The following is a 26610-nucleotide window of genomic DNA, read 5'->3' as shown; positions in this document are numbered from 1 at the left end:
ACTTTAAATCTTGACTGGAAATATTGTTTGAGAGACCTAACCCAATTTGCAAGGCAAATTGATTGTAGGTCCTCGTTCAGAGTGTCCCAATGGTTAAGGCCGAAGGTCTTAAGTTTGGCAGACACTTACGAACCAATCGTATGGACAATAAATCCATATGATGGTAAGTTTAACTGAGCGGCTATTTAATAGGTTCATAAATACCAACCTAAACTTTAAAATTGGCAGGTCGGCTTCAGAACGAAATCAGTCCTATAGCGTGCGGACAGCATGTTTTCTATTTCGCGACATTTGACTTACCAACGAAAACAAGTTTTCGGGTTAGGTCAAGAATATAGTGACGATAGCAATGAGGATACACCTGTTCCCATACCGAACACAGAAGTTAAGCTCATTAACGCCGATGGTACTCGGAGGGTGACCTCCCGGTAGAGTAGGAAGTTGCTAAACATCTAATACATACTAGCCAATATGGCTAGTAAAGTATTAAATGTAAAAAATGAAATTTAAATTAAGTATAAATATATATGCTTAGGTAGCTCAGTGGTAGAGCATCCGGCTGTTAACCGGCAGGTCGTGGGTTCGAATCCCACCCTGAGCGCCAAAATAGAAAAGTTTCTATATTTAGTTGGCGCATATGGTTTAATTTGCTTTAAGTAAATATGATTGGTGCTAAATATCTAAGTATAAATCCTAAGTATTTTAAGCAAATATACAATAATGTATGAGAGCAAGTTTTAACTATCGCGGGATGGAGCAGTTTGGTAGCTCGTCGGGCTCATAACCCGAAGGTCGTAGGTTCAAATCCTGCTCCCGCAACCAATTTTAATATTAGTTTAATTATTGAAGTTTTGGAGTTTTCTTTAAAATAAACTTAATAGTTAGTAGTCTATTCCTAGACAACATTACATTTGTTTATATGGCGAAGTAGCTCAGCTGGCTAGAGCATTCGGTTCATACCCGGAGTGTCGGCGGTTCAAGTCCGTCCTTCGCTACCATTTTTTAATATCTTTTACTCTGTTGAGATTTTCAACAGAGTGATCCTTATTAATCTTTGGCCCCATGGTCAAGCGGTTAAGACATCGCCCTCTCACGGCGGGTTCTCGGGTTCGAATCCCGATGGGGTCACCAAAAAATATCTTTATAAGGCCCTATGGTCAAGCGGTTAAGACACCACCCTTTCACGGTGGTATCCCGGGTTCGAATCCCGGTAGGGTCACCATAATGACCTATCACCATTTACAAAGTAAATGGTGATAGGTCAGACGTCGCGGCGTTTCAAAGTTTCTAAGAAACTTTGTCAGCAAGCCGACGCGGATTATATAGCTTCTATTTAAAATGTAGAACTATAATCCTATATGGAAGTATAGCTCAGTTGGGAGAGCATCTGCCTTACAAGCAGGGGGTCACAGGTTCGAGCCCTGTTACTTCCACCAAATAACTAGCTTATTTAGTTGCTGGAATACTAAAACTATCTATTAATGAATGCATTATCGAAGCATTAATATCAGCATAAAACTTTGCGTAGCTAGTAAAATAAATATTAGGGTAAATTTTACCCTAGCCCAACCCTTTACATATAGGCACGCTGATGTAGCTCAATTGGCAGAGCAATTGATTTGTAATCAATAGGTTGTAGGTTCAAGTCCTATCATCAGCTCCATAATAAGCCTATTAAATAAGTAAAGTTTAAATCTTTGAATGGCTTGGGCCTTAAAGCTAGAAGCTTTCATGTTTATTTATGGCCTGGTAGTTCAGCTGGTTAGAATGCCGCCCTGTCACGGCGGAGGTCGTGGGTTCGAATCCCATCCAGGTCGCCATAAAATTTATAATTAAATAATACAATTATGCGGATGTGGCTCAGTGGTAGAGCATCGCCTTGCCAAGGCGAGGGTCGCGAGTTCGAATCTCGTCATCCGCTCCACAATATCACCAGATATCCCGAACAGTAGATGTTTGGTTTGGTGATTTTTTAATATGCGGGTGTAGCTCAGTGGTAGAGCCCCAGCCTTCCAAGCTGGTTGCGAGGGTTCGATTCCCTTCACCCGCTCCATATGTGCCATTAGCTCAGCTGGATAGAGCGTCTGGCTACGGACCAGAAGGCCTGGGGTTCGAATCCTCAATGGCACGCCATAATTAAAGCACCTTTATAAGGGTGCTTTTTTTATGCTTATTTTTAAAAACTATATAAATTAATATATTAATTTTATATAATATATTAAAATAGTACTTAGATATAAATTTATCATTAATGGAGGAACTATGATTATAGCTCACAAAGATGAAAACGGTAGAGAACAATCACTATTTAATCATTTAATAAATGTAGGTAATGGAAGTTTTAATTTAGGTAAGCAACTAGATATTGAGTATATATCCTTGTTAGTTGGTCTTTTACATGATCTTGGTAAGGCAGACCCCTTGTTTCAAGATAAAATAATGAATAATAAAAATATCAGTGTAAACCACTCTTCAGCTGGTGCAAAATATTTATATCAAATTTATTGTAAAGTAGGCGAGAAAAATGAGGACTTTAAAAGCCCTATATGCCAGTCGTATGCAGAAATTCTAATGTATGCTATAGAGGCCCACCATGGAGTTTTTGATATTGGTACTTATAATAAACAAGTTATCAATAGTATATACCAAAGAATTGAAAATTATACTCTAAATAGAAAATATAGTTATAACTTAGTAAGGAATTATGCAAATAGTATTATAGACGAATATTGTAATAAAAAGTATAAGCTTTCTATTGAGGAAACATTTACAAAAGGATTTGAAGAATATAAGAATATTATAGAAAAGCTAGAATTAGAAAAATCAGATAATCCAGATATAGACTTTAATTATTATAACCACTGTATAATTAGACTTATCCTATCTATACTAAAAAATGTAGATATTTATGACACTATAAATGCCTATGAAAAGATTATTGATAAAAAAACATATGATGAAAGTCAAGCTATTATAGAATATTTCTACAAGCGAATAGAAGCTGAGTATGGGTCTTATCCTCCGCCAATCAGTGATATAAATAAGGTAAGGGCAAGCATAGTAGATGATATTCGCACCAGATACGATACAGATAGTAATGGAATTTACAAATTAGATTTGCCTACAGGGGCGGGGAAAACCAAGCTATCATTGCTATACTCCCTCCATCAAATGAAAAATAATCATAAAAGCAAGATGATTTATATAGCTCCTTTTTTATCAATTCTTGAGCAAAATGCATATGAATATAGAAAAACTTTAGCAAATGATAATTATATATTAGAACATCACTCAAATGTAGTTGATAATATTCCTTTTGATAATGAAGATAATGATGATGATAGTATATCTGCTATGAAAGAATATATAAAAGAATCTTGGGATCAAATAGTAATCCTATCTACTATGGTACAATTTTCCAATACCTTATTTAAGTCAAGATCATCAAACCTTAGAAGATTTTATAATTTAAGTAATAGTGTAATCATCTTAGATGAAGTCCAATCTTTACCAGATGAGATGACCCATATCTTTAACCTAATGCTCAATTTTATAAGTAAGGTGATGAATTCTGTAATTATCCTATGTTCAGCTACTCAGCCTAGCTTAGACCATGATTCTATTAATCATAAAATTATATATGGTGGATCTAATAATGAAGATTATAACCTGATACAACTAGATGATAGGCAAAAACAAATCTTTGACCGAGTAGAGGTAAGTTTACTAAATGATGGCAAAGAATCAAAGCTAGCTGACATATATAACTCTGTATTAAATGATAATCAAAAATCTACCCTTATAATATTAAATACTAAAAAATCTGTAATGAACTTGTATGAAATGTTTGAAGAAGCTATGGATGATAAAAGCAAATTATATTATTTAACTACCAATATGTGCCCAAAACATAGGCTTGATATCATAAATGAGATAAAAGATAAGTTAGATAATGACATAGATGTTATAGTTATCAGCACTTCCTTGATAGAAGCAGGGGTGAATTTAGATTTTAGAAGATTATATAGGTCATATGCAGGCTTTGACTCTATTATCCAGGCCATGGGCAGGTGTAATAGAGAAGGAAAATATGATAAGGGCGAGGCCTACTTAGTAAATCTAGATAAGGATGATGAAAAGATAGGTAATCTAAAATCTATTGAAAATAAAAAGAATATAACAAAAAAAGTTTTAGACAACTATGATGGAAACTTTGATATAGAAGATTTAAATAAAAAATATTATGCTAAGCTATTTTCTAACCTAGATGACCTAGATAAAAAGGTGGTAGATAATAAAACACTACTGGATTTACTTTCTTTAAATAAAGAAATTAGACAAAGTGGGGATATTGAAGGAATAAATGCCCAAGCTCTAAAAGAAGCCTCTGATAAGTTTAGCCTAATAGAGGATGATAGTGAGTCTGTAATCGTTTACCATGATGAAAGTTACGCTTTGATAGAAGAACTGTTAGCAGCAATAGAAGAATTTAGAGGTTATGATGGTAACAAAGAAAAAATTAATGAAATCAAAATTCTATTAAATAAACTTCAACCCTACACTATAAGTATCTATAATTCCAAAGATTTTGAAGATAAGTTAGTAAAGATAGATGGACTAGATATATTTGGAATAAAAATATTAAACGAATCAAACTATGATGAGAAAGTTGGATTGACTGAAGAATCTAAGCTAGAAAGTTTTATGATTTGATATACCAAATAGAAAAGAAATGAACTTTTCTATTTGAGTATAAATAAAACATATTTTCAATCCGCTAGTAAGTGTTACTAGATGTATCATAGATTATACTTTTTATTTATATAAAAGCATTTGACTTTTTTATTTTAAAAGTATATTATAAACATATAGATTCTAGAAGTATAAATAAAACATAGAATTAAATAGGAGGTAATATGGATCAATCAAAAACCTTTTTTGTAAAGGTTTATGGGGATTATGGGCTCTTCAGTTCCCCATCTTCCAAAAGTTCAGGTGATAAAGCAAGTTATCAAGTTCTCACAAAAGAAGCTTTACGTGGAATAGTTGACCAAATTTATTTTAAACCAACTTTCAAGAATATAATTGAAGAAGTGAAAGTTTTAAATGAAATAAAAACAGAAGCTATGGGAGCTAGAACTTTAATGATGGGTGGGTCTAATGATTTGAACTCTTACACTTATTTGAAAGATGTATCTTATCTAGTCAAGTTCCACTTTGAGTGGAACCTAGATAGGGAAGACTTAGCTCATGATAGAAATATAAAAAAACATGAAGCTATCATGGAGAGATCTTTAAAAAAGGGCGGAAGGCGCGATATATTTTTGGGTACAAGAGAGTGCGTGGGATATATAGACCATATAGATAAGGAAGAATATGAAAATGCCAAGAGCTTCTATGATGGTCAAAGTTTATCCTTTGGTATCATGTTTTCAGAATTTATCTACCCTACTCAGCCAGGTGGGGAATTGGTATCGTGTTTTACAGAAACTAGCATGGTTGACGGAGTTATCACCTTTAAAGATAGTGAAGATTGTGAGATAAAAAATACTCTAGATACCTATAGTTTTAAATATCCAGATGAAATAAAATCTGCTGATAAGGAATATGAAGAATATGAAAATTTTGAGGACGGTGGTCTATGAACACACTAGAAGCTCTTCTTAACTCCTATAACTATGCTGAGGATATAGGACTTGTAGATAATAACGACTATCCTATATTGTTACCTATCTACCATAGTAAGCTAAAATCTAATGGGATAAATATTATAAAAGTTGAACTCAAAAAAGATTCAAGTTTATATCAAGCTTCCTACTTAGACCAATATAAAAGTAAAGCTGATGAAGATAATAATATAAGTGATGTAATACTATTCCCAGTAACTAAGGATTCTGCATCAAGATCAGGTAGAAAGGCCCCATCCCACGCCCTAGTGGATAAGGTTAAGTATATCTTTGATGAAGATGGAAACTTACTTAACGACTATAAGGAAAATCTACTAGCCTGGATAGAATTTGAAGAGAACCAAGATATTAAAACATTTCTTAAGATTATTTTTGATTTTCTAGATAAAAAAGATACTTTAAAAAATATAGCTAGTAATTTAGTTAGCGATTTTAAAAATCTAAGTGGCTATGATATAGAATATGAAGATAAAAAGTTAAATATATCAGATACTTTTTTGGAGTTTGAGATAAGTTCATTTTTAGGGGATAAAGATATAAGCGTAAGCTCTTATAAAGAATTGCACAAGTCTTTTATAAGCTTTACAAACTCCATGGATAGACCAAATGGTATATGTAATATTTCTGGAAAAGAAGAATATATTACTCAAAAACATAGGGGACTATTAGGCAACGCAAAACTTATAAGTGTAAGTAATAACAAAGAAGCCTATGTGGGTAGGCTTAATAAAGATACTTCTAGCTTAAATGTAGGTAGAGAAACTTCTGAAAAAATTCACCTAATGCTTGCTTACCTTATAGAAAATAATAAGTCTCATATAAGGATAGCTGAAAAACAGTACTTAATAACATGGTTTTCTGAAGATATCAAAAACTCTCAAAATATAGATATAACCTTCAAAAAATCAAGCGGGAAAAATTTGGACTTTCTTAACCAACTTGCAAGTACTAGTATCAAAACAAGTCCTGCCAATATAAATACTGAAAATATAAGCCAGTCTTTTAAGCTAGGAAAAGCAAATTATAGTGATGATTCTAACTTTTATTGTATGATAATTGATTCATTTAACCCTGGTAGGGTAGTTATAAAATACTTTAACCAACTAAAAGTTTCAGAATTACAAAATAATTTAGAAAAATGGGAAGAAAGATACCATTGGGAAAGATACAATGAAAGTATTGAAGATTTTAATCCATTTACTCCATCATTTTATAGTATCTTTATAAATGCCTATGGCATAGAGAGAACTTTAAAAAATGGCAGAAGTTTAGACTATGATAATAAAAATTTTATGAATAATCAGTACGTTTCTTTAGTAACTAGTCTACTTAATGGAAGTTCTTTACCTAAAAATATAGAAAATAAATTTAAACAAAATATTAGAAAAAGAAGCAGTTATAAAGAGCCTAGGGTCTGGAATAATTTGTTATTTGTAGCAAGAGCAGTACTTAAAAACTCAAATGGAGAGGATTTTACAAGAATGATTGATAAAGATAATAATGATAGGTCTTATCTTCTTGGAAGATTACTTAGTGTCTATCACAATATTGAATTAAGCACATATACAAGCAAAGATTTAAATGCAGGAAATGAAGAAAACTATCCACAAAGACTTACAAATGCTGAGAAGTTTTGGAGTAACTATCTAGATAGACCAGCGACAACAATTACTATATTAGAAAAAAAGACCAATACTTATTTAAATAAGCTAAAGACAACAGATTATAGGATGTATAAGGGACTAGATACTATAAAGTCACAATTACTTACAAAAATAAGTGAAAATTATAAGCTAGATGATAAAAGTTTTAATATGCCTTTAGATTATAAATTTTTATTTGGATATACCGCTCAAAACAGTTCTATATATGGACTAAGAAATCAAGTAAATAAGGAGATAGAAAATGCTAAATAATAAAGTTGATTTTTTAATGACTATTGAAGTGAAAAATGCCAATCCGAATGGTGACCCACTAACTTCTAATATGCCGAGAATAGACTCGCTAGGATATGGAATCATATCTGATGTTTGTATCAAAAGAAAAATTAGAAATAGGATGCAAGACCAATTTAAGGAAAATGATTTGGGAGAAGGCTATGATATCTTTGTAAAAGCAAATGATAGGATAGATGACGATTTTAGATCCTTAGAAAAAAGATATAAGGCCTATTTTGATAAAGAAAAAGATAACGAAGTAATAGAAAAATCTATGAATCAAAAATGGATAGATGTAAGATCATTTGGACAAGTAGTAACATTTAACAAAAAATCAATAGGTATTAGAGGCCCAGTATCAATATCTATTTCAAAATCCCTAGACCCAGTAATTACAGAAACTATGCAAATAGTAAGAAGTACAAATGGACAAGATGCAGGTGAAAAGAGATCATCTGATACTATGGGTAGTAAAAACTTTATAGACTATGGAGTTTATCTAGTACAAGGAAGTGTAAACTCATTTTACTCAGAAAGAACTGGTTTTGATGAAAAAGACCTAGAAATTTTAAAAGAAGCTTTAAGAACTTTATTTATAAATGATGTATCAAGCGCTAGGCCAGATGGAAGTATGGAAATAAAAGAGATTTACTGGTTTACCCACAGCAACAAGCTAGGCAATGTATCAAGTGCTAAGATTAAACAGCTAGTAAACTATAATGAACTAGACATAAATAATACCAATCCTTCCTATGAAGACTATAACTTTAGACTAGATGAAGAAAAGCTAAACGAATACAAAGATAAAGGACTAAGTCTCGAGATTATTGAAGGAATATAAATGAATACCCCAGATGATTACCTAATGCTAAGCGGCATCCAGCACTTTTATTTTTGTAAAAGACAATGGGCCCTAATCCATATAGAACAGGTATGGTCTGACAACTCCTTTACAGCTGAAGGTAACAAGCTCCATGAAATAACTGATGACCCTTATTTAAAAGAAAAAAGAAGAGATGTTATTATTTCAAGAGCCATACCAGTTAGCTCAAAAGACCTAGGCTTATCAGGTATCCTAGATACTGTAGAATTTATAAGAGGCGACAAAGGCATAGAAATTGCCAACAAAAAAGGATTGTGGATGCCCAATATTGTCGAGTATAAGAGAGGAAAAGCCAAAAAAGATAACAGGGATGTAGTACAGTTAGTAGCACAAGTAATGTGTTTAGAAGAAAAATATAATATCAAGATAGAAAGTGCCGATTTATTTTATTTTTCTACCAAGAAAAGAGATACTATAGCCATAACCGATAAGTTAAAAGACGAAGTTAGACTCATAGCAGCTCAAATGCATACCATGTATGAAAATAGATTAACACCAGATGCAGAGTACTTTAAAAATTGTACTATGTGCTCCCTTTATGACTTATGTATGCCAAGGCTTACAAAAAAGAAAAAATCAGTACAAAATTATTTGCTAGGTGAATAATATGAAGAAATTACAAAATATCCTATACCTAACCATAGATGATGCCTACCTATCAAAGGATGGGGAAAATGTAGTAATTATTAAGGATTCTAAAGTTTTAAAAAGGTTTCCTATCCATATATTAGATGGAATTATGTGTTTTAATTACACAGGAGTAAGTCCAGCTTTGATGAAATTTGCTATGGAAAATAATCTGCTCATTTCATTCTTTACACCAGAAGGTAGATTTTGTGGTAGGGTAATAGGTAAGACAAATGGCAATGTTCTACTAAGAAGACGTCAATACCAGCTAGCCGATAGTGATGATAGCTTAGAGTTTGTTCAAAATATTATCTATGCAAAAATATTTAATTCTAGAAAAGTATTAAAAAGAGCAATTAGAGATCACAAAGAAAAGATAAATTCAGAAAAACTTTTATCAACCATAGACTTTATAGACCTTGCTTTAAAAAATATATGGAAGACAGATAATAAAGATAGCCTAAGAGCTATTGAGGGTAATGTAGCCAGCAGATACTTCGCTTGCTTTGATGAAATGATAGTATCCCAAAGAGATGAATTTTATTTTATAGATAGGAATAGAAGGCCGCCAGAAGATAATACAAATGCCCTCCTATCTTTTATGTATTCACTTTTGACATATGAGATGCAATCAGCCCTAGAAGGAGTAGGTATAGATAGTTATGTAGGATTTTTCCATGTAGATAGACCAGGCAGAAGTTCCATGGCTTTAGATATGATAGAAGAATTAAGAGCCTATATGTGTGATAGACTTGCTCTAACCATGATCAATAAAAATATTATCACTGCTAAAGATTTTGAGAAAAAAGAAACAGGAGCAGTATTATTAAATGATAAGGGCAGGGCAAAGGTATTAGAAAATTGGCAAAAGAGAAAGCAAGATGAGATAAACCATCCCTTTATAAATGAAAAAATAAAGATAGGACTCATACCTCATGTCCAAGCCATGCTTTTAAATAGATATATAAGAGGGGATCTAGAAGCTTATCCGCCATTTTTGATGAAAGGATAATAATTATGATGGTACTAATTACCTATGATGTAAATACAAAGTCAGCATCGGGTATAAAGAGATTAAGGAAAGTAGCTAAGCAATGTGTCAACTATGGTCAGAGAGTTCAAAACTCTGTTTTTGAATGTTCCCTTACCCCAGCTCAATTAGTAAATCTAAAGATCAAATTACTAGAAATAATTGATCAAGACCATGATAGTATAAGATTTTATAATTTAGGGAAAAATTGGCAAAATAGGGTAGAAACCATAGGAAAAGATGATAGCTACGATCCCGACAAAGATTTGCTCATAATATAGACAACCCCAATCACCCATAAAACACCGGAGCACTCGCGCTATATATCAGCATAATATGATGAATTTTATGAGTTTTCGTATTTTTTTCTAATAAAATTCATATAAAAACCCCTAAAAAATGCGGTCACCTCCCATACGGAGGTGTGGATTGAAATCTAATAGCTGTCCCCATTGTCATGGTAAGATAGCCCGTCACCTCCCATACGGAGGTGTGGATTGAAATAATCAAACCTGACATTTCACATTGGTTTAGGTGATAGTCACCTCCCATACGGAGGTGTGGATTGAAATTAATTAGAACAATCAGGACTAGAATCAAGCCCCCTAGTCACCTCCCATACGGAGGTGTGGATTGAAATAAACAATTGATGAACAAATGCAAATATTAGAAGATAGGTCACCTCCCATACGGAGGTGTGGATTGAAATTTTCCTATAAACTAGAAAGTCATCCTCATCATCAAGTCACCTCCCATACGGAGGTGTGGATTGAAATCAGTCCCTACTATTAAAAATCAATTGCGCCTCATCGTCACCTCCCATACGGAGGTGTGGATTGAAATTTTAGGTAAATAATATTTTATATCACCAAAATTAAAGTCACCTCCCATACGGAGGTGTGGATTGAAATTACAAGCGCTCTTATCTGTCTATCTATCATCCTATCAGTCACCTCCCATACGGAGGTGTGGATTGAAATTGGGATTGCTAGAGGGATTATTACTGACAAAGCAGTGTCACCTCCCATACGGAGGTGTGGATTGAAATTAATACTTTGTCTGCTAGACTATCGATGATATTTAAGTCACCTCCCATACGGAGGTGTGGATTGAAATATCACTATTGCTATCAGATAGATGTAGCAAATAAGTCACCTCCCATACGGAGGTGTGGATTGAAATCGCATCAAACTCGTATCCTTCTAATATTCCCATGCTCGTCACCTCCCATACGGAGGTGTGGATTGAAATAATTCCAGCCGGCTTATTATCATATATAGTCTTAGGTCACCTCCCATACGGAGGTGTGGATTGAAATATCCGGCGTGGATACCTCTAATGTAGTAGGCTTTGGTCACCTCCCATACGGAGGTGTGGATTGAAATCACCATTCAAATTCTTTCTCATCTTCAAAGTATTGGTCACCTCCCATACGGAGGTGTGGATTGAAATAAATATTTTTAAATTTGTCATATATCCTCCTTACGTCACCTCCCATACGGAGGTGTGGATTGAAATGGCAAAGAAAATCAATGTGCTATCTATATAGATGAGTCACCTCCCATACGGAGGTGTGGATTGAAATATAACTTTTACCTAGATTTTTATATATAAGTCCTAAGTCACCTCCCATACGGAGGTGTGGATTGAAATATTTGTGCCGTACCAACGAGTAATAGCTGCAAAAAGTCACCTCCCATACGGAGGTGTGGATTGAAATGGAAAATCCAGTAATGTATTGTCCATTTACTGTTACGTCACCTCCCATACGGAGGTGTGGATTGAAATAACCTCAGCTTGTACTGCATCAAGAAATATAGGTGTCACCTCCCATACGGAGGTGTGGATTGAAATCATACAATCGCGTTTTAGAATAATGATACTCTCTCTGTCACCTCCCATACGGAGGTGTGGATTGAAATTTGGCCACCTACAAGTGCAAGGTCATTTCCCACTATGTCACCTCCCATACGGAGGTGTGGATTGAAATAGTGTTGGTGTATCAAGCAATCCAGTTTCAGCATGTCACCTCCCATACGGAGGTGTGGATTGAAATATCATCAGATAAATAATTTTTAATTTTATAATTATGTCACCTCCCATACGGAGGTGTGGATTGAAATAAGAGTATTATAAGGTACATCAATTTTAACATTACCGTCACCTCCCATACGGAGGTGTGGATTGAAATAAAACCAAAAAATTTAGCTAGTTGACTTATACCAAGTCACCTCCCATACGGAGGTGTGGATTGAAATTTTAGGTAAATAATATTTTATATCACCAAAATTAAGTCACCTCCCATACGGAGGTGTGGATTGAAATATAACTTTTACCTAGATTTTTATATATAAGTCCTGTCACCTCCCATACGGAGGTGTGGATTGAAATTTAGTCAACATCGTAAATTAGGTTTTGATGTTATAGTCACCTCCCATACGGAGGTGTGGATTGAAATATCAAATCGTCTAGTTCTTCCTGATTACTTGCGCTTGTCACCTCCCATACGGAGGTGTGGATTGAAATAAAACCAAAAAATTTAGCTAGTTGACTTATACCAGTCACCTCCCATACGGAGGTGTGGATTGAAATCTCATCTTTTTTAATTTGTGTAATTTTTATGGTCGTCACCTCCCATACGGAGGTGTGGATTGAAATCCTACGCTCAATTTCCAAATCTATATATAAAATCGTCACCTCCCATACGGAGGTGTGGATTGAAATTTGCCGCCATATGGCCTTTTACTTGGTAGGCCTTAAGTCACCTCCCATACGGAGGTGTGGATTGAAATAATATTATTTGTTGTAATTTTTTATCTCTTTACGTGTCACCTCCCATACGGAGGTGTGGATTGAAATTTTCTAGTTTATGGTACAATAAACAAAGATAGACGTGTCACCTCCCATACGGAGGTGTGGATTGAAATTAATGCGGTTGATTTAAGTCAAAAAGATGAACGTGAGTCACCTCCCATACGGAGGTGTGGATTGAAATCGCTACTACTTGGTCTAATTTGTCGTTAATAGTAAAAGTCACCTCCCATACGGAGGTGTGGATTGAAATTCTTCTTTGACCTCTTCAAAATCAACATCTAGTATGTCACCTCCCATACGGAGGTGTGGATTGAAATTAACAATCCTATTTCTTAAACTCGTGTTAATTTTGGTCACCTCCCATACGGAGGTGTGGATTGAAATGTGGATACCTGCATCTATCATGCTATCGCCTTGGGCGTCACCTCCCATACGGAGGTGTGGATTGAAATATCTAAACACTTGTTTAAATTTTTTGAGAAAATTTGTCACCTCCCATACGGAGGTGTGGATTGAAATCAGTTTTAAGCCGTAATATTCTGATATAGTATCTAGCGTCACCTCCCATACGGAGGTGTGGATTGAAATTTTCCATAAGTCGAAAAGAATGTTAGCAAGCAAAGGTGTCACCTCCCATACGGAGGTGTGGATTGAAATTTCACTAGACCATGCACTCTTAATCAAATCCATCGTCACCTCCCATACGGAGGTGTGGATTGAAATTAACGGACACATATAGGGCTAGAATGGATTAGAATGTCACCTCCCATACGGAGGTGTGGATTGAAATTAGGTAAGAGATACGGATCTTGGACTGACAAAGTCGAGTCACCTCCCATACGGAGGTGTGGATTGAAATGCCAAAGAAAGCTACATGAATTGATTTTCTCAAAAGTCACCTCCCATACGGAGGTGTGGATTGAAATTTTTTATAGTTTCTTCATAAAAAACAATCATTATATAGTCACCTCCCATACGGAGGTGTGGATTGAAATCGTCACTTATTTTTTTGTCGTAGTAAAAAAAATAAGGTCACCTCCCATACGGAGGTGTGGATTGAAATAAGGCTATAGTCTATTAAATTATCAGGGGTTAAGTCGTCACCTCCCATACGGAGGTGTGGATTGAAATCATTTTTTAGTCTCCATTATCTTCCGTCTTCCGTCGTCACCTCCCATACGGAGGTGTGGATTGAAATCCCCTTTTTAAATGTAAAAGCTGCAAGACCTACTATGTCACCTCCCATACGGAGGTGTGGATTGAAATGTTAGTGCCGTACCAGCGTGTTATTGCTGCAAATGTCACCTCCCATACGGAGGTGTGGATTGAAATTAGGGTTATTGTCTCTTGGATATTTTCCCATTCGGGTGTCACCTCCCATACGGAGGTGTGGATTGAAATTTGTGATACTGTACATAATCGGAAGTCGCGAACAGTCACCTCCCATACGGAGGTGTGGATTGAAATTTCTTCGTAATAGGACGTCCGTATAATGTTAGTTGTCACCTCCCATACGGAGGTGTGGATTGAAATAATAGTATCAAATGGATCGCTAAGATAAAACATAAGTCACCTCCCATACGGAGGTGTGGATTGAAATTCTTAGTATCAAGCCTTACACTCTTGCTAGGCTTGTCACCTCCCATACGGAGGTGTGGATTGAAATTATAAGCTACATAACGCCTTTGTCCTGACCTACCGTCACCTCCCATACGGAGGTGTGGATTGAAATCATTTCCAACTCAAGGTCTTGCATTATTTGGTATCGTCACCTCCCATACGGAGGTGTGGATTGAAATTAAAGCCCCTATTATCTGGTGTATTTCCTAAAGCCAGTCACCTCCCATACGGAGGTGTGGATTGAAATAAGCTCATAGCTTAAATACCTACGACCGCCGCTAAGTCACTTCCTATATGGAGGTATGGATTGAAATCACAGTACGGTCTTCCCACTCAAAGAGATTACCCTTCCACCTCCTAAACGGAGGTGGCTATTTTTTCCAAATTTTTATTATTTACGTGCTCCTTTATACCCTCTTAACACTAATTAGAGTATGATATAAATACAAAAATATATTAATATTTATAGAAAGGAATTATTTATGTCTAATAGACGAGAAAATAGTAATGGATCTGGTTCATCTTTTTTATCCGCTCTTGTTGGGGCTTTGATTGGTGGACTTTTGGTGTTTTTGTTGACTAGTGGTTTTGGGGCTAAGGCTAATGAAACGACTCCTTCTGAGCCAGTTGAATCTTCAAAAGCTGAGCAAAATAAAGATGCTAATGCTTCTAAAAAAGAAATTGATAAGAGTATAGGTAACCTAGATTCTAAAGAAACTGATGAATCTATGGAGTCTAAAGTTGTAAAAAAATCTATAGATAGTGTTGTTGGTATTACTACCAAAGCTGAAGTTACCCAACAAACATATTTTGGTCCTCAATCTGGCTATGTAGAAGGAATTGGTTCAGGATCTATTGTATCTAGTGATGGATATATATTAACTAACTCTCACGTTGTAAGTAATGGTGAGGCAAGTGATATAAGTGTTTTATTTAACGATGGTACAACTACACCTGCAAAATTAGTGTGGAATGACTCAACCCTTGATTTAGCTATATTAAAAATAGAAAAGGATAATCTTCCAGCTATGAAACTAGCTGATAGTGATGATGTAGGTGTTGGTGATAGGGTTGTTGCTATTGGTAATCCACTAGGTTTTGAACTTCAATCAACAGTTACTAGCGGTATTATTTCAGGTCTTAACCGTACAGTTAATTTCCAAAACGGTGCTCAAATGGATGGATTAATGCAAACTGATGCTGCTATAAATTCTGGTAACTCAGGTGGAGCTTTACTAAACTCAAAAGGAGAACAAATAGGTATAAACTCTGCTAAAGCTGGTAATAGTGATGGAATTGGCTTTGCTATTCCAATAAATACTGTAAAAAATGTAATAAATAAAATTATAGAAAATGGCGAATATAACTCAGTTTATCTTGGTATAACTGGTCAATCACTAGACTACTTTAGACAATTCCCACAAGCTAATATGGGTGCCTTAGAAGATGTTCAAGGTGTTTATGTATTTAGTGACTTTGATGAAAATGGAGTTTTTGAAAAAGGAGATGTTATAACGGCTATAGATGGTAAAAAAGTAACTGATATGGCTTCCCTTAGAAAAGTTTTACTTGACTACCAAGTAGGAGAGAGTGCAAAAATTACTATAATTAGAGATGGTAAAGAACAAACACTTGATTTTACCTTTAGTATAGATTCTTCAAATGTTGATCAATACAAAGAAGCTAGTCCAGAAAATAAGGTAGAAACTGATGAAAATAATAGAGGAAGTCTAAATCCTTTTTCAAATATGCCATAATAAAAAGAAAGCTTACTATATAATATAGTAGGCTTTTTTGTTGATAAAAATTAATTGTTTTATGGTCAAGAAATTTCCTTGACACTCCTATAAATTCGATGTATAATGCATAGGTCAAGAAAAATTCTTGACCAGGTAATTTGTTGAAAATTACAAGAATGTTAGTGGAGCATTATGGAAAAAATTGTTAAAGTGGCCGAATTATTCGACATTTATGGACCGCTACTAAATGAAAAACAACGTGATGTTATAAATTGCTATTATAACGAGGATTTATCCTTACAAGAGATTGCGGATAATAATAACAAATCCAAGCAGGCAATTTCTGATATGATGACTCGTTCAGTTGACAAATTATTTGAGTTTGAAGATGAGCTTTCTTTGCTAGAAAAAAAAGAGGGGCTCAAAGATGCTCTTATGAGTATAAGAGAGCTGATGGAAAGTTCAAATTATGAACAAGCAATTGAAAAAATAACAGAAGAAATTGAAAAAATTTAGGGAGTGATAATATGGTGTTTGAAGGCCTATCCGATAGACTCCAAGAAACCCTTGGCAAGCTAACCGGAAAAGGAAAATTAACAGAAAAAGACATCGATAGTGCAATGAGAGAGATAAGACTTTCACTTCTTGAAGCTGATGTAAACTACAAAGTCGTAAAAGAATTTGTAAAAACAGTTAAAGAACGCGCGCTAGGCGAAGATGTTATGCAGTCACTAAGCCCAGGTCAAATGGTAGTTAAAATCGTAAATGAAGAGCTAACCAATTTGATGGGAAAAGAAAACTCCAAACTAGATCTTAAAGGCAGCACACCACATATGGTTATGATGGTAGGTCTTCAAGGTTCTGGTAAAACCACTCACTCAGGTAAATTAGTATATAAACTTAAAAATGAAAACAGAAACCCAATGCTAGCTGCCCTAGATATATATAGGCCAGCAGCTATTGACCAATTAAAAGTAGTTGGTAAAAAGGCAGGAGTTCCTGTTTTTGAACAAGGTAAACAAGACCCAGTAGTTACTGCAAAAGAAGCAAGAGATTATGCAAAAGCAAATAACTACGATACGGTTATCCTTGATACCGCAGGTCGTCTTCAAATAGATACTGATTTGATGGAAGAGCTAAAAGAAATCAAAGAAGCAACCAAACCTGACGAAATCCTCCTAGTAGTAGACGCTATGACAGGGCAAGAAGCAGTAAATGTTGCAAAAACATTTGATGAATATCTGGACATCACAGGTGTAATACTCACCAAGCTTGACGGTGATGCCAGAGGTGGAGCAGCTTTATCCATTAGACAAGTAGTTGGTAAACCAATAAAATTTGTCGGTGTAGGAGAAAAACTGGAAGACCTAGAACCATTTTATCCAGATAGGATGGCAAATAGGATTCTAGGTATGGGAGATGTTTTATCTTTAATAGAAAAAGCAGAAGCCCAAATCGATCTTCAAAATGCCAAAGAGCTTGAAGAAAAGATGAGAAATCAAACCTATACCTTAGATGATTTTATGGAACAAATCAACCAAATCAGAAATATGGGTCCATTAGAAGACTTACTTGCAATGATACCTGGTGTGAATAACAAAATACTAAAACAAATCAATGTGGATGATTTAGGTTTTGAAAGAATTGAAGCTTTAATTAGCTCAATGACACCAGAAGAGAGAGCAAAACCAGAAATGATTGGCAAAAGCCGTAAAGATCGTATATCAAAAGGATCTGGAGTTGATGTAAAAGAGTTAAATAAACTCTTAAAACAGTTTAAAGAACTGAAAAAAATGATGAAACAAGTTTCAAATATGCAGGGCAAAGGCAAAAAAGGTAGAGGCATGAGAATGCCAAAGATGCCAAAATTCCCTTTTTAATAGCTAGTTGCTATTAATAAATATTAAATTTGTTTCAAATGCTAAAATGAAAGGAAGTAAAAATGGCAGTTAAAATTAGATTAAAAAGAATGGGACAAAAGAAAAAACCATTCTACAGAGTTGTAGTAGCAGATAGCAGAAGCCCAAGAGATGGTAAATTTATCGAAGAAATCGGATATTACAATCCAGTAAGCCAACCAAAAGAATTTAAAATCGATAATGAAAGAGCAAAATACTGGGTTGGAACTGGTGCAAAACCAACATCTATCGTTGAAAAATTATTCAATGACAATGATGTTTTAGCTTAAGACTATGAAAGAACTAGTTGAAACAATAGTTAAAGAACTTGTAGAAGAAAAAGATCAAGTAGAAATCGAAGAAAGCCGCAACAACGGCGAAGTTAACATTATAATCCATGTAGCTGAATCTGATAAGGGCAGAGTGATAGGAGTAAGAGGAAATATTATAAACTCTATCCGTACTATTGCAAGGTCAGCAGCTATCAAAGAAAATGTTAAGGTAAATATAAAAATATGAGAATATCAGTAGCAGAGATAGTAACAACTCATGGAGTAAGAGGAAATCTTAAAGTAAAAAGCCTAAGTGATTATGACAAAAGATTTGAAAACGGGGCAAAATTACTTATCGGAGATGAAGAAGTCACTGTAGAGTCATCCTTTGACCAAAAAGGGCTAAAGGTTATCAAATTTGAAGAATATGATGATATAAATGATGTTTTAAAATTTGTGGGCAAAGATATAACCATAGAAGATTCTGATTTAGGCAAGCTAGATGATGATGAGTATTATGTTTTCAGTCTGATTGGACTAGAAGTGAAAAGCCAAGGGCAAACAGTAGGCGAAATCACAGATGTAATCACAGGTGTCTATCCAAATGATGTTTATGTTATAAAAACAGATAAGGATGAAATTTATTTTCCAGCCTTAAATGCTACTGTAAAAAATGTTGATATAGAAAATGGATTTATAGAAGTAGAAAACTTTAGTGACTATGAATAAAATAACCATTTTGACCCTATTTCCAGAAAGTTTTGAGTTTTTAAAAACTTATGGAGTAATAGGTAAGGCTATTTCAAAAGGACTATTAGAACTAGAATTTGTAAATATAAGAGATTTTTCAAACAATAAGCACAACCATGTAGATGATACAGTCTATGGTGGAGCAGCAGGAATGCTTATGAGACCTCAACCTATATATGATGCTTTAATGTCTGTAAAAAAACCGGGATCCAAGGTAGCCTATATGTCTGCTGCAGGATCTCAATTCAATCAGAAATTAGCAATCGACTTTGCAGAAATTAAACATCTTATATTAATTTGTGGCCACTATGAAGGCATCGATGCAAGAATAACCAACCACTATGTAGATTATGAAATCTCAATTGGAGATTATGTCCTAACAGGTGGAGAAATCCCAGCTATGGTTGTTATAGATTCTATGGCAAGATTTATAGAAGGAGTAGTTGGTAAAGAAGAGTCCCTAGTTACAGATTCGCATTACAATACATTATTGCAACAAGATGAATTTACCAAGCCACGCGAGTTTAATGGATATATGGTACCTCAAGAACTACTAAGCGGGGATCATAAAAAAATTGCTGCTTGGAATAAAAAATCAGCAATAGAAAAAACAAAAAGAGTCAGACCAGACTTATATGAAAAATTCCTAAGAGAGGAGAATGAAAATGGACTTAATTAAAAAAATTGAACAAGAAAACTTACGTGAAGACCAATTTGACTTTAACGTAGGAGATACAGTTAGAATATCATACAGAATTAAAGAGGGTGAAAAAACTAGACTTCAAGACTTTGAAGGTACAGTTATTAAAATCAAAGAAGGTGGAATCAACAAATCATTTACACTAAGAAGAATTTCTTACGGTGTTGGTGTTGAAAGAACATTCCTTTACAACTCACCAAGAATTGAAAAATTAGTAGTAACAAGACACGGTAAAGTACGTCGTGCACAACTTAACTACCTACGTGGTCGTCAAGGTAAAGCTACAAAAGTAAAAGAAAAAACAAACTATTAATATTAAGCAAGGATACCTAGTATTCTTGCTTTTTTGATATGTAAAAATACTTATAAATTCATAAATTTTTCTAATGATGTTTTTAGCTTTAGAAAACTATTCTTTTAAAAAGTATCAAAAAGTGATACAATATCTAAAATATTGAAAAAGGGGTAATATTGTGGGCAAAGATATTATAGCAGACCATGCAAGATGGCCAAGGCTTGAAGATGAAATTTTTAAAGTAAATAAGGAATGTAAAGATGCTATAAAAGAAAAGGGAAGAGATAAGGTTATAGACTCAACCCTTGGTACGTTAATAGATGATGATGGAAATCTAATTGCTTTTGATAGTGTGTATGATACATTAAAAGATATGGATAAAAAATCAATAGCAAGCTATGCTGCTATTGAGGGCAATGAAGCATATCTTGACCTATTAGTTGATAAATGTTTTGGCCCTTATAAACCAGATGCTTATATTAAAGCTATTGCTACTGCTGGTGGTACTGGCGCAATTAGACATAATTTTTGGACATTTTTAAACCCAGGCGATTATGTCATTTGTCCTAATTGGTATTGGCCAGCTTATCAGACCATGTGCGAAGAATTTGATAGAGAATTTAAAACTTATGAATTTTTGGATGAAGATTTTAATTTCAATCTAGAAGAATTTACAAAAACTTTAGATTTCGCCTTGGAAAAAAAAGATAGGGTGCTTTGTGTGTTTAATTCTCCTGCCAATAACCCAACAGGTTTTAGCATAGATGATGCTATGTGGGATAGGATACTTGATGTAATAAAAAAAAGAGCGGTGGATGGCAAATTTATTTGTATTCTTCTTGATGTTGCTTATATAGAATTTGCAGGTGAGGGATCACAAAAGAAATTTTTTGAAAAATTCTCATCCTTACCAGAAAATATCATAACAACAGTTGCTTACTCTATGAGTAAATCGTATACAGCTTATGGAATCAGAACAGGAGCTTGTATAATCATTTCATCAAATGAAGATATAGCAAACAGAGCTTTTGATTCGATGAAACATTCAAATAGGTCTATCTGGTCAAATATAACTCATGCTGGGATGAATATCTTAGTTGATATAGAAAATGATGAAGAAAAGAAAAAAGCTTATGAGGATGAACTTCAAGAAAATAGAAAGCTCGTTGAAAAAAGAGCCGACGCCTTTGTAGAAATTGCAAGAGAAGTAGGCCTTGTTCATCTGCCATATTTTGGGGGATTTTTTATATCAATTCCATGCGATAATCCAAAAGAGGTTGCCGAAAAATTAAAAGAAAAAGATATGTATATAGTCGCAAATAAAAACGGTCTAAGATTTGCAGTTTGTGCAGTAAGTGAAGAAAAATGTAAAATTTCACCAAAGCTTATAAAAGAAGCTATTGATGAAGTAAGCAAATAAAATAAAAACTCAAGCAGGTTATTTTGCTTGAGTTTTTTAATTTTACATATTTTTAATTAGTTCAAATAGCTCTATAGCAGCAGCTTTTGGGCCGGCAAATTGCATATTATCGAGCGCTAATTGAGTTCTAATTGTTCCGACCTTAACCTTATTTTTATATAAAGTCTCAAAGTATTGGTCTAATAATTTATCACATTCTTCCATTTTTTGAACAGGGCCAAATGGATTTGCAAAATATGTTTGTACTAGACCAGTTTCGGTTGTGGTACCCTTAGCAAGTCTTCCGCCTCTTTTAAAGATTCTTAAGGCTTCTTTTTTATCATCAAGTATATCTATTGAAGATTCATAGTCTAAAACTGCTGAGTAGTTATCAGCGTAGAGGAAAAAGTCAACCTCATAGCCCTTATTTATTTCTTCAAAACTTGCCACAGGCATTATAAGTCTTGAGTTTACTTTGTCAGGATTCATAAAAATTGACCTGTCAATTTGCTTAAAGGCATATCCTGCATCAAGGTCATCAAGCCTTACAAAAGCTCCTATTTCTGTACCATAGGCATAAACTTTTCCATCTTTTATTCTAAATGATCCCATATCATCAAAGACTATGGTCATTTCTTTTATATAGTCTTTTGCAAGAGACCTAAAGGCCTCTATTGATTCACTTTTTCCAGCCCCGCTATCACCAAGGATTACTATATTTACTGTTTTATCGTTTTGTAAAACTATTGAAAGACCAGCACCATGGATAGGTAAATATCCTTTTTTAATGTTGATTACATTGTTTAAGGTTAGAACCATTTTTTTAAGATAACCAAAATAATCAATCTTATCGCTATAGGCGATATATCCCACATATAACTTATTTTCCTCATCGTAGTAGAAAGAATTTTTCCTATCTCCCTTATCTTTCGGACCATAGATATAAATGGCATCTGGAGTTTTTTCTTCAATATCTTTAACATCAGCAAGTTCAAAGAGGTTTGATGCTGAAACTCCATGGGTAAGAAGGTCTCTATGGAAATATATAAATATTAAGTTATCTCCTACTTTTGCTGGAAAGCAGAAAAAGTGGTCGTAATTTATATCTGTATCAAATATTGGGTTTTCATAAACTTCTTCAAATATTCCATCCCTCTTATTTGATTTAGTATAGGTAATATATGGAGTTTCAATCATAACTTGGGTTATAAAAGGAATTTTATTTAAGTCTTGATAAATTTCTGGAAAGTCTTTATCAAAATATCTAATCATAATAGAAGCATCAGCTGCTGCCGGTACTTGCCTATAGACCTTTGGCCATTCACCGATGATAGACATTTCAATTCTCCTGTAGGCTTGAAGAATCATATTTTTTAATTTTTCATTGATTTCAACAAAATTTACAACGCCAACCCCACGAGAATCTTCTTTTTGTTCTATGATTGAGTATCTTTCAAGATTTCTCCAATAATTATAAAATTCTTCAACTATCTTTAATAGTCCATCTTTTTCCTTATTTAGATTATGATATTTATTTATCTTTGAAGAAACTTCATCTATATTCATAACTGTAAGTAGCTTTAGGATATCAACCAATTCTCGTGAGAGTGAGTCAACAGATGAATTAATAAAAAATTGTTCTATGTATGTATAGACCCTTGATGATTCTTCTTTATGATAGTTTATAAATGACTTTGTTAGTTCAAAGAAAGAATCACTATTTAAAAGTTCATTGATATCATTAAAAAATTGTTCTGATAAGTTTAAGATAGCCTTGTTTCCTGTAATAGAAAATTCCTTACTCATTTTATTCTCCATTCTTTATTCTTTTCTACTTATTAATAAGTTTTATTAATTGTATATCAAAGCTCGGCTAAAAACAAGGATAAATATATAAAAGAGAAGTTTTCAGTTATTATAAGATTTATTTATTAAATAAGTAAATTAAGAGCATAAATTATAGCTTTATGTTCTATAAATTGGTACACTTTTTAAGTACAATAAATAACTGATTCTAGATAAAAACAACATATTATGTATAATATATTTAGAAAATAAGGAGAATATTATGGCGATGAATATAAATTGGTATCCTGGTCATATGAAAAAGACCAAGGAAGAGATCCAAAACAATTTAAAATTAGTAGACATAGTCCTAGAAATAATAGATGCCCGCATACCAGAATCATCAAGAAACCCTATGCTTGATGAAATTTTAGGAGATAAACCACGTTTGATAATTATGAATAAATCAGACCTTGCTGATAGTAAGGTAAATAAAATGTGGATTAATAAATTTAAGGGGGAGGGTATCCCTGCAACACTTATGAATTCAAAGGAAAAAATAAATGTTTCTAGAATTTATGATCTAGCAAAGGCAGAACTTTCTGAAAAATTTGAAAGAATAGAAGCAAAAAATATCGAAAATAAGGTCATCCGTATGATGATAGTGGGTATACCAAATGCAGGGAAATCTACCTTTATAAATAATGTAGCCAAAAGAAAATCTGCTAATGTTGGCAATAGGCCTGGGGTGACAAGAACTAAGCAATGGATAAAGACTGGAGCAAATATTGAACTTTTAGATACACCAGGAGTACTTTGGCCAAAATTTGATGAACAAACTGGTCTAAACTTATCCTATACCCACGCCATAAAAGATGAGGTGCTAAATATAGAAGATTTAACCCTTAAATTTTTAGAAAAAATAAAAGAAGATTATCCAGAAAATTTAACGGAAAGATACGGAGTAGATCCACAAAAGCCAGCCCTAGAAATCTATGAAGATATCGCAAGAAAACGCGGGGCAATAATTAGGGGTGGAGACTTTGACTACACTAGAACTGCAAATATTATTTTGACTGACTTTAGATCAGGAAAACTTGGAAGAATAACTTTAGAGCGCCCATGAGATATTCAGAATATAATGAAAAAATCAAAAAAGAAATTTATGAAAAATATAACCATATAGCAGGAGTTGACGAAGTGGGCCGAGGCCCCTTAGCTGGTCCTGTGGTAACCTGTGCAGTTATTATGAAAAAGAATTCTAAGATAGAGGGCGTTACTGATTCTAAAAAACTTAGCCGTACTAAGATGCTAAAATTAAGAGATGAGATCCTAAAAGATGCCCTTGCTGTTTCCTATGGTTATGCTAACAATAAAGTCATAGATGATATAAATATCAGACAAGCAACTTTGCTTGCTATGAAAGATGCAGTAGAAAATTTAGAAACCAAACCAGATATATTACTTATAGATGCTGAAAAAATAGCTACAGATATTCCTCAATTAAATATTGTAAAGGGTGATTTAAACGAATATGCCATATCATGTGCATCAATTCTAGCCAAAGTCCGCAGGGATGATATTATGATTAATTTCTCAAAAATATATCCAGAGTATTCCTTCGATACAAATATGGGCTATGGAACGAAAAAACACTATGAAGGCATAGATAATGTAGGCATAAGCCCAATTCATAGGCTAAGTTTTCTAAAAAAATATTTTGCCAAACAGGAAAGTTTTTTATGAGTGAAAAAAGAAAAATAGGAGACCTAGGAGAGGAAATAGTTGCAAATTTTCTAATAGCAAATGGCTATGAAATCCTAGGTAGAAATTACTTAAAGCCTTATGGAGAAGTAGATATTATTGCCCTTAAAAATAATATAGTTTGCTTTGTAGAAGTAAAAGCAAGAAAAAATATAAAATATGGATATCCTAGAGAGGCTGTAAACTATCATAAGCAGCAAAGAATTGCAAAAGCAAGCCAAACTTACCTGATAGAAAATAATCTTACAGATTATATAATGAGGTTTGATGTGGCAGAAGTATTTATTGAAAGTAGAAAGATAAATTATATTGAAAATGCATTCTAAGTATACAAATAGAGAAATAATTCTCTACCTAAACTACATATTTTTAGATAATCGAATAATTTTAAGAATCCATGAAAATATAGGATTTGATAAGCTCTTTGAAAAATCTAGGATCGATTTAGATTTTTTGACAGATAAGGCCTATGAAAAAATCTTTAATGACAAGTCTATGGAAAATTTTAAAGCTTATCTTGAAAAAGTTATAAAATATGGCTATAACTTTGTGACTATTTTAGATGATGATTATCCAGAAAATCTACGATATATAGAAGATAGGCCAGCCCTTTTATTTTATAAAGGCATGCTTGATTATGAGAAAGATAAAAACTCCATAGCCTTTGTTGGCGCACGTAAATGCACTGACTATGGTAAATGGGCTTGCAAAACTTTAAGTCAGGGCGTAGCTACTGCAGGTATCACAACTGTATCTGGCCTTGCTTATGGTATAGATGCAGTTTGCCACAAATCTACACTAGAAGTATCTGGTAGGACTATAGGAATAATTGGTTGTGGGATTGATAAGATATATCCAAAACAAAATCGTAAACTATACGAAGACTTGGAAAATAATGGGTTAATTTTATCAGAATTTCCCCTAGGGACAGAACCAAAACCATATAATTTCCCTCGTAGAAATAGAATAATATCTGGTATATCTTTGGCAACTGTAGTCATAGAAGCAAAAGAAAAATCTGGAACTATGATAACTACAAGATGTGCCTTAGACCAAGGCAAGGAAGTCTTTGCAGTTCCTGGCAATATAAATTCTATTTATTCTAAAGGAACCAATAAACTTATTCAAGAAGGCAGCAAGTTAATAACTACAGCTGAGGATATATTAGAAGAGCTAGACTATCTTTTAGATATAAATCAAGTAAAATCAAGTATAGATTACTCATCACTTGCAAAAGATGAGCTAGAAATAGTAAGATATATCGAAGAAAATCCAAACACAAGTGCAGATTTACTTGCAGCAAATTTATCATATAATATCGAAGAAATTAATTATCTTTTAACATCACTTGAACTTAGATATTATATAGAAAATATTGGAAATAATGAATTTACAACAAAGAGGTGAAAA

The 26610-nt window shown here is 33.7% G+C and carries 21 protein-coding genes, 11 tRNA genes, 1 rRNA gene and 1 CRISPR repeat array; of the genes, 32 read left to right on the top strand and 1 reads right to left on the bottom strand.

The genetic code is table 11. The features are described from left to right. Positions 1 to 333: 333 nt before the first annotated feature. From rrf to ACCQ40_RS06725, 28 genes are all read left to right on the top strand, one after another. Positions 334 to 450: ribosomal RNA gene (gene rrf / locus ACCQ40_RS06860) — 5S ribosomal RNA — on the top strand. 79 nt (positions 451 to 529) lie between these two features. Then, a tRNA-Asn gene (locus tag ACCQ40_RS06855) sits at positions 530 to 604 on the top strand. Positions 605 to 745: 141 nt separating this feature from the next. Beyond that, a tRNA-Met gene (locus tag ACCQ40_RS06850) sits at positions 746 to 822 on the top strand. Positions 823 to 921: 99 nt separating this feature from the next. Further along, a tRNA-Met gene (locus ACCQ40_RS06845) sits at positions 922 to 998 on the top strand. Positions 999 to 1056: 58 nt separating this feature from the next. Next, positions 1057 to 1131: transfer RNA gene (locus ACCQ40_RS06840), tRNA-Glu, on the top strand. A gap of 16 nt (positions 1132 to 1147) precedes the next feature. After that, positions 1148 to 1222: transfer RNA gene (locus tag ACCQ40_RS06835), tRNA-Glu, on the top strand. A gap of 138 nt (positions 1223 to 1360) precedes the next feature. After that, a tRNA-Val gene (locus ACCQ40_RS06830) sits at positions 1361 to 1436 on the top strand. Between the two features lie 151 nt (positions 1437 to 1587). Continuing rightward, a tRNA-Thr gene (locus ACCQ40_RS06825) sits at positions 1588 to 1663 on the top strand. Positions 1664 to 1743: 80 nt separating this feature from the next. Further along, positions 1744 to 1820 (top strand) — tRNA-Asp (locus ACCQ40_RS06820). 29 nt (positions 1821 to 1849) lie between these two features. After that, positions 1850 to 1924, top strand: a tRNA-Gly gene (locus ACCQ40_RS06815). Positions 1925 to 1979: 55 nt separating this feature from the next. Beyond that, a tRNA-Gly gene (locus tag ACCQ40_RS06810) sits at positions 1980 to 2053 on the top strand. A 3-nt stretch (positions 2054 to 2056) separates the two neighbouring features. Further along, positions 2057 to 2133, top strand: a tRNA-Arg gene (locus tag ACCQ40_RS06805). Positions 2134 to 2262: 129 nt separating this feature from the next. Continuing rightward, positions 2263 to 4713, top strand: coding sequence for a CRISPR-associated helicase Cas3' (gene cas3, locus ACCQ40_RS06800; protein ID WP_394018643.1), 2451 nt, complete (start codon positions 2263 to 2265; stop codon positions 4711 to 4713). A 203-nt stretch (positions 4714 to 4916) separates the two neighbouring features. Beyond that, complete coding sequence (cas5c, locus tag ACCQ40_RS06795; protein WP_410033146.1) at positions 4917 to 5645, top strand: type I-C CRISPR-associated protein Cas5c; 729 nt, start codon at positions 4917 to 4919, stop codon at positions 5643 to 5645. Beyond that, on the top strand, positions 5642 to 7603 hold the full coding sequence (gene cas8c, locus ACCQ40_RS06790; RefSeq protein ID WP_394018639.1) for a type I-C CRISPR-associated protein Cas8c/Csd1: 1962 nt from the start codon (positions 5642 to 5644) through the stop codon (positions 7601 to 7603). The genes cas5c and cas8c overlap by 4 nt, the downstream gene beginning before the upstream one ends. Then, positions 7593 to 8465, top strand: coding sequence for a type I-C CRISPR-associated protein Cas7/Csd2 (gene cas7c / locus ACCQ40_RS06785; protein WP_394018637.1), 873 nt, complete (start codon positions 7593 to 7595; stop codon positions 8463 to 8465). The genes cas8c and cas7c overlap by 11 nt, the downstream gene beginning before the upstream one ends. Next, entirely contained in the window at positions 8466 to 9113 is a 648-nt protein-coding gene (cas4, locus tag ACCQ40_RS06780; RefSeq protein ID WP_410033145.1) for a CRISPR-associated protein Cas4, read from the top strand. A 1-nt stretch (position 9114) separates the two neighbouring features. After that, on the top strand, positions 9115 to 10146 hold the full coding sequence (cas1c, locus tag ACCQ40_RS06775) for a type I-C CRISPR-associated endonuclease Cas1c (RefSeq protein WP_410033144.1): 1032 nt from the start codon (positions 9115 to 9117) through the stop codon (positions 10144 to 10146). Positions 10147 to 10151: 5 nt separating this feature from the next. After that, positions 10152 to 10445 (top strand): CRISPR-associated endonuclease Cas2, encoded by a 294-nt coding sequence (cas2, locus tag ACCQ40_RS06770; RefSeq protein WP_410033143.1) that lies wholly within the window; start codon positions 10152 to 10154, stop codon positions 10443 to 10445. Between the two features lie 123 nt (positions 10446 to 10568). Beyond that, positions 10569 to 14912: direct repeats of the CRISPR family, unit length 32 nt; unit sequence GTCACCTCCCATACGGAGGTGTGGATTGAAAT. 168 nt (positions 14913 to 15080) lie between these two features. Continuing rightward, a complete protein-coding gene (locus tag ACCQ40_RS06765; protein ID WP_410033142.1) occupies positions 15081 to 16355 on the top strand; it encodes a S1C family serine protease in 1275 nt (424 codons plus the stop codon). Between the two features lie 174 nt (positions 16356 to 16529). Continuing rightward, complete coding sequence (ylxM, locus tag ACCQ40_RS06760) at positions 16530 to 16853, top strand: YlxM family DNA-binding protein (RefSeq protein WP_115594946.1); 324 nt, start codon at positions 16530 to 16532, stop codon at positions 16851 to 16853. A gap of 11 nt (positions 16854 to 16864) precedes the next feature. Next, positions 16865 to 18217, top strand: a complete 1353-nt coding sequence (ffh, locus tag ACCQ40_RS06755) for a signal recognition particle protein (RefSeq protein ID WP_410033141.1) — start codon at positions 16865 to 16867, stop codon at positions 18215 to 18217. 62 nt (positions 18218 to 18279) lie between these two features. Continuing rightward, positions 18280 to 18525: a 30S ribosomal protein S16 gene (rpsP, locus tag ACCQ40_RS06750; RefSeq protein ID WP_394011277.1), complete on the top strand. Its 246-nt coding sequence runs from the start codon at positions 18280 to 18282 to the stop codon at positions 18523 to 18525. A gap of 4 nt (positions 18526 to 18529) precedes the next feature. After that, positions 18530 to 18754: a KH domain-containing protein gene (locus ACCQ40_RS06745; protein ID WP_394011278.1), complete on the top strand. Its 225-nt coding sequence runs from the start codon at positions 18530 to 18532 to the stop codon at positions 18752 to 18754. Continuing rightward, on the top strand, positions 18751 to 19236 hold the full coding sequence (gene rimM / locus ACCQ40_RS06740) for a ribosome maturation factor RimM (protein WP_410033140.1): 486 nt from the start codon (positions 18751 to 18753) through the stop codon (positions 19234 to 19236). Before ACCQ40_RS06745 ends, rimM begins: the two co-directional genes overlap by 4 nt. Next, a complete protein-coding gene (trmD, locus tag ACCQ40_RS06735; protein WP_394018619.1) occupies positions 19229 to 19936 on the top strand; it encodes a tRNA (guanosine(37)-N1)-methyltransferase TrmD in 708 nt (235 codons plus the stop codon). Before rimM ends, trmD begins: the two co-directional genes overlap by 8 nt. Further along, positions 19923 to 20270, top strand: coding sequence for a 50S ribosomal protein L19 (gene rplS, locus ACCQ40_RS06730; RefSeq protein ID WP_410033139.1), 348 nt, complete (start codon positions 19923 to 19925; stop codon positions 20268 to 20270). Before trmD ends, rplS begins: the two co-directional genes overlap by 14 nt. A gap of 160 nt (positions 20271 to 20430) precedes the next feature. Continuing rightward, complete coding sequence (locus tag ACCQ40_RS06725; RefSeq protein WP_410033138.1) at positions 20431 to 21672, top strand: aminotransferase class I/II-fold pyridoxal phosphate-dependent enzyme; 1242 nt, start codon at positions 20431 to 20433, stop codon at positions 21670 to 21672. 42 nt (positions 21673 to 21714) lie between these two features. Here ACCQ40_RS06725 and ACCQ40_RS06720 read toward each other — a convergent pair whose 3' ends face one another. Continuing rightward, positions 21715 to 23457 carry a phosphoenolpyruvate carboxykinase gene (locus ACCQ40_RS06720; protein ID WP_410033137.1) on the bottom strand — a complete coding sequence of 581 codons (1743 nt, stop codon included), beginning with the start codon at positions 23455 to 23457 and terminating at the stop codon, positions 21715 to 21717. A gap of 268 nt (positions 23458 to 23725) precedes the next feature. On the opposite strand from ACCQ40_RS06720, the gene ylqF reads away from it, so the two are divergent. The 4 genes from ylqF to dprA are packed head-to-tail and all read left to right on the top strand — an operon-like array spanning position 23726 to position 26607. Continuing rightward, entirely contained in the window at positions 23726 to 24562 is an 837-nt protein-coding gene (gene ylqF / locus ACCQ40_RS06715; RefSeq protein WP_410033156.1) for a ribosome biogenesis GTPase YlqF, read from the top strand. Next, positions 24559 to 25182 carry a ribonuclease HII gene (locus ACCQ40_RS06710; RefSeq protein ID WP_410033136.1) on the top strand — a complete coding sequence of 208 codons (624 nt, stop codon included), beginning with the start codon at positions 24559 to 24561 and terminating at the stop codon, positions 25180 to 25182. The genes ylqF and ACCQ40_RS06710 overlap by 4 nt, the downstream gene beginning before the upstream one ends. Next, positions 25179 to 25526 (top strand): YraN family protein, encoded by a 348-nt coding sequence (locus ACCQ40_RS06705; protein ID WP_410033135.1) that lies wholly within the window; start codon positions 25179 to 25181, stop codon positions 25524 to 25526. The genes ACCQ40_RS06710 and ACCQ40_RS06705 overlap by 4 nt, the downstream gene beginning before the upstream one ends. After that, on the top strand, positions 25516 to 26607 hold the full coding sequence (dprA, locus tag ACCQ40_RS06700) for a DNA-processing protein DprA (RefSeq protein ID WP_410033134.1): 1092 nt from the start codon (positions 25516 to 25518) through the stop codon (positions 26605 to 26607). Before ACCQ40_RS06705 ends, dprA begins: the two co-directional genes overlap by 11 nt. Positions 26608 to 26610: the final 3 nt, after the last annotated feature.

The sequence above is a fragment of the Anaerococcus cruorum genome (genome assembly GCF_046365495.1).
In the GTDB taxonomy this organism is placed as follows: Bacteria; Bacillota; Clostridia; order Tissierellales; family Peptoniphilaceae; genus Anaerococcus; species Anaerococcus cruorum.
The sequence above is the reverse complement of the archived record's forward strand: the minus strand, read 5'-3'. Positions and strand labels throughout refer to the sequence as shown.